General features: G+C 76.1%; 1 protein-coding gene. It reads left to right on the plus strand.

Going from position 1 to position 5,236, the window contains the following annotated elements; translation table 11 throughout:
- The coding region (locus tag E4099_RS28680) for an SDR family NAD(P)-dependent oxidoreductase (RefSeq protein WP_135342037.1) at nt 1–5,236 on the plus strand (5,236 nt) is incomplete at both ends.

The following is a 5,236-nucleotide window of genomic DNA, read 5'->3' on the forward strand; positions in this document are numbered from 1 at the left end:
GCCCCACCCACCCCAACCACGCGGGTGACACCATCGAGCTGCGGCTGGACGCCGCCGCGCACCGGCGGCTGGCGGAGCTGGCGCGGGAGCACGGCGCGACCCTGTTCATGGTGCTCCAGGCCGCCTGGGCGGCCACCCTCACCCGCTCCGGGGCCGGCACCGACATCCCCCTGGGCACCCCGCTCGCCGGACGGGACGACGAGGCCCTCACCGACCTGGTCGGCTACTTCGTGAACACCCTGGTGCTGCGCACCGACACCTCCGGGGACCCCCGCTTCGCCGAACTCCTGGACCGGGTACGGGAGACCTATCTGGCGGGCCACGCGCACGGCGCGGTGCCGTTCGGCCGGGTGGTGGAGCATCTCCGTCCGGTGCGGGTGGTGGGCCGGCATCCGCTGTTCCAGACGATGCTGGCCCTGCAACCTCCGGAAGAAGGGGCGGATGCCAGGGACGTCTCGCCGGAGTCGGCCGAGACCCGGGTGCGGCTGGATCCGGGGGGCATCGGCACCGCGCGGTTCGATCTGACGCTCTCGTTCAGCGAGCTGCGGGCGGCCGACGGTACGCCCGGCGGGCTGGCGGGGACGGTGGAGTACAGCACCGAACTCTTCGAGCGGGTGACCGTCGAGCGCCTGCTGGCGCGGCTGGTGCGGCTGCTCGCCGGGGCGATCGCGGATCCGACCCGGCCGCTGTCCCGGCTGCCGCTGCTCGGCGCGGAGGAGCGGGCCGAGTGGGCCTCGTGCGCCGCCGGGTGCGAGCGGGCCCTGCTGGCCGTCGAGGGCGTTCGCGACTGCCTGGTGACGGTCCGCCGGTCGGCCGCCGGGGCGCTGGAGGCCGTCGCCCATGTCGTACCCGGGGCCGTGCTCCGCCCGGAGCGGCTGGTGGCCGCGGCGCGTCAGGCGCTGCCCGCCGCGGCGGCTCCCCCGCACATCGTGCCGGTCTCGGCGCTGCCGCGTACCGCCGGCGGTGAGGTGGACACCGAGGCGCTGCACCGCATCCCGGTGCTGGACGAGGGTGTGGCCGCCGCCTGGGAGCGGGCCCTGGCGACGGCCGCGGGCACCGAGGCCGCCGCCGTGGTGGTGCGCGACGCGGCCCCGCCCGCGGTGGGGCAACTGCACCTGGGCGGGCTGCCGGGCACCGGCGGCGCGCTCGCGCTCGCGCTCTCCGGGGCGGCGGCGCCGGCCGGCGGGGGTGAGGAGGACGGCGGTGGTCTGGACGGCGCGGTGCCCTCGGTGAGCGAGGGGCCGCCGCTGACCCCGCCGCTGCACGCCGATCTGGTCGCCGCGCTACGGGCCGCCGCGCGGGGGGACGGCGAGATCGTCTACCTGGGGGCGGACGGTTCGGTGCTCCGGCGGTCCTATGCCGAACTGGCCGCGGAGGCCTCCCGGATCCTGGCCGGGCTCCGGGCGCACGGGGTGCGCCCGGGCGAGAAGATGATCTTCCAGTTCGATGCCGAGCAGGACTTCGTGGCCATGCTCTGGGCCTGTGTGGCCGGCGGCATCACGGTGGTGCCGATGAGCGTGCCCGGCTCCTACCGGGAGGCCTCGCCGCTGCGGGACAAGGTGGAGTCCGTCTGGCGTTCGCTGGGCCGCCCCCGGGTGGCCGCCGGGGCCGGGCCGGGTGCGGGGCTGCGCGAGTACGCCGCCGAGCGGGGCTGGTCCGAGCTCGAGGTGCTGCTGGTGGAGGAGTTGCGTGCCGCCGAGCCCGCCGAGGACTGGCACCGCCCGGACCCGGCGGAGCCGGTGCTGATGATGCTGACCTCCGGCAGCACCGGCGTGCCCAAGGCGGTGCCGGTCACCCACCGCATGGTGCTGGCCCGCTCGGCGGGCACCGTGCAGCACAACGGGCTCACCGCGCGGGAGACCAGCTTCAACTGGATGCCCCTGGACCATGTCGGCGGGGTGGTCATGTTCCATCTGCGCGATGTGTACCTGGGCTGCCGCCAGGTGCACGCCCCCACCTCCTGGATCACCGAGGAGCCGCTGCGCTGGCTCGACGCCCTGGACCGCTGGCGGGCCACCGTCACCTGGTCGCCCAACTTCGCCTTCGGCCTGGTGAACGAGCGGGTGGCGGCCGAGCCCGGCCGGTCCTGGGACCTGTCGGCCCTCAAGCTGGTGATGAACGCCGGGGAGGCGGTCGTCCCGCGGGTGGTGCGGCGCTGGCTGGCGCAGCTGGAGCGCTTCGGGGTCGGGCCGGAGGTGCTTCACCCGGCCTGGGGGATGTCCGAGACCTCCTCCGCGGTGACCGACGGCCACTACCGGCCGGAGGGGGCCGAGGAGGAGGTGTACGTCAGCTGCGGGCGGCCCTACCCGGGGGTGTCGGTGCGGGTGGTGGACAGCCGCGACCGGGTGGTGCCCGAGGGCCGGGTGGGGCACTTCCAGGTCCGCGGCCCGTCCGTGACGCCGGGCTACCACGGCGATCCGGAGAAGAACGCCGAGTCCTTCACCGGCGACGGCTGGTTCCGCACCGGGGACCTCGCCTTCCTCCGCGACGGCCAGGTCCATCTGACCGGCCGCGCCAAGGACGTCATCATCGTCAACGGTGTCAACCACCCCAGCCATGAGATCGAGGCCGTGGTGGAGGAGGTCGAGGGGGTCCAGCGCTCCCGCACGGCCGCCGTCGCGGTCCGTACCTCGGCGGCGAGCAGTACCGACGAGGTGGCGGTGGTCTTCTGCCCGGTCCCGGGGGCGGACGAACGGCGGCTGCTCACCGAGATCGCCGGCCGGGTGGCGCGCGAGTTCGGCGCGACCCCGGCCTTCGTCCTGCCGGTCGCCCCGGCCGACATCCCCAAGACCGAGATCGGCAAGGTGCAGCGGACGCTGCTGCGCAAGCGGCTGGAGCAGGGCCACTTCACCGAGCTGATCCGCCGCACCGACCTGCTGCTGGGCAATGAGCGCACCGTCCCCGACTGGTTCCACCGGCCCGTCTGGCGGCGGGAGCGGTCCGCCCATCCGCGTGATCCGCGGGCCGGGCGCCACACCGTCCTGCTGGCCGACGCGGAGGGCGCGGTCGCCAAGGAGCTGGAGGCGCTGCTGGCCGCGGAGGGCTGCCGGGTCACCGTCGTCCGGGGGCCGGGCGGCGTCGGTGCCTGGCGGGACGTGGACCGGATCGTCGATCTGCGGCTGCTCGGTGCCCCCGCCGAGGGGGCGCCGCGGCCCGCCGATGCCCTGGCGGACGTCGCCCGGCTGACCGGCCTGCTCTCCGCCCTGGAGCCGGAGGCGGCCGAGGAGCGGCGGATCACCGTCGAGGTGGTCGCCCGGCACAGCCTGGCGGCACGCTCCGGGGAGCCGGTGCGCCCGGAGCGTGCGGCGGCCGTCGCGGTGCTCAAGAGCGCGGTGCAGGAGCTGCCCTGGCTCGACGGGCGCTGGATCGATGTGGGCCCGGCGGACGGGCCGGCGGACGACCCGGCGGATGCTGCCACTACCGCGCGGCGGGTGTCCGCGGAGATCGGCGGCCCGCCGGTGGACACCGAGGTGGCGCTGCGGGGCGGTGACCGCTGGGTGAGCCGGCTGGTGGCGCTGCCCGCGCCCGACCCGGAGGTGGCGGGCCGCCCGGTGTTCGAGGAGGGCGGCCACTATCTGCTCACCGGCGGTCTGGGCGGCATCGGCCGGGAGCTGGCCCGGCATCTGCTGGACGGGCACCGCGCCCGGCTCACCCTGCTCGGCCGGGGCCCGGAGGACGAACCCGAACGGGCCGCCGTGCTGCGCGAGCTCCGGGCGCTGGGCGAGGTGCGCTATCTGAGCGCCGACGTGACGGACCCGGCGGCGGTGGACGGCGCCCTGGCGCGGGCCCGGGAGTGGGGCGGCGAACTCGCCGGGGTGCTCCATCTGGCCGGGCACTTCGCCGAGCAGCCGCTGCTGGGGGCGGGCGAGGAGCTGTGGGAGCGGATGCTGGCCGCCAAGGCGGTGGGCGCGGCGGTGCTCACCGAGGCGATGCGCGACCGGCCCGGCACCCTGTTCGTCTCCTTCTCCTCCGTCAACGGCCACTTCGGCGGTGCCCTGGCCGGTCCGTACGCGGCTGCCAACGCCTATCTCGACGCCCTCACCGCCCACCAGCGCGATCTCGGCCTGCGCGCGCAGAGCGTCGCCTGGAGCATGTGGGACGAGACCGGGCTCAGCCGCGGCTACGCCAACACCTCGCTCACCCGGGCCCGCGGCTACCGGCTGATCGGCCGCCGCCAGGGGGTGCGTTCGCTCGCGGTGGCGCTGGGGCACGGCTTCCCGCACACCCTGGTGGGGCTCGACCCCACCGCCCCCTGGGTCCGCAGCCATCTGGCGGAGCCGGCCCGCCCCCTCCAGGAGCTGGCCGGGTTCCGGGTGGGGGACGGTTCACCGGAGCTGCCGGAGGCCCTGCCCGACCGCTTCGGCGTCCCGGTGCCCTGCCGGGTGACCGCCCTGGACGCGCTGCCGGCCACGGCGGACGGCCGGATCGACCGTCAGCGGCTGGCCGGCCGGGCGGCTGCCACCGGTGCGGGCGGCGACCGGCCCAGGCCCGGCGTGGAGCAGGCCATCGCCGGCATCTGGGGCGAGCTGCTGGGCGTCGACGGGGTGGGCCGTGATGACGACTTCTTCGCGCTGGGCGGCCACTCCCTGCTGGCCACCCGGCTGGTCGGCCGGCTGCGCAGCGCTCTGGGGCTGGAGTTGTCCGTCGCCGACCTGTTCGGGGCGCCCACCGTCGCCGGGCTGGCCGGGCTCGTCGAGGGGCGCGGCGGGCCGGCCCGTCCACCGCTGCTGCCCATGCCGCGGCCGGAGGTCGTCCCGCTGTCGCCGGCCCAGGCCCGGCTGTGGTTCCTGGCCCGCTTGGAGGGGCCGAGTCCCACGTACAACATCCCACTGGTGCTGCGCTGCCGCGGCCGGTTGGACGGCGAGGCGCTGCGGGCGGCGCTGGCCGATGTGGCGCTGCGGCACGAGGCGCTGCGCACGGTCTTCCCGGACGCGGGCGGACAGCCGCGCCAGGAGGTGCTCGACGGGGAGCGGGCGCGGCCCGAACTGTTCGTCTCCGAGGTGCCGGAGCGCTGGCTGGAGGACCAGATCCGCACGGCCGTGCGGATGGGCTTCGACCTGGGTACGGAGTTGCCGCTGCGCGCCCATCTGTTCCAGGTCGCGGGCGGCGGCAGCGTACTGGTCCTGGTCATCCACCACATCGCCGCCGACGGCTGGTCCCTGGGCCCGCTCAGCCGCGACCTCGCCCACGCCTACCGGGCCCGCGCCACCCACACCCTGTCTCTTATACAAATCTC

This window comes from Streptomyces palmae (assembly GCF_004684805.1).
Taxonomy (GTDB): domain Bacteria; phylum Actinomycetota; class Actinomycetes; order Streptomycetales; family Streptomycetaceae; genus Streptomyces; species Streptomyces palmae.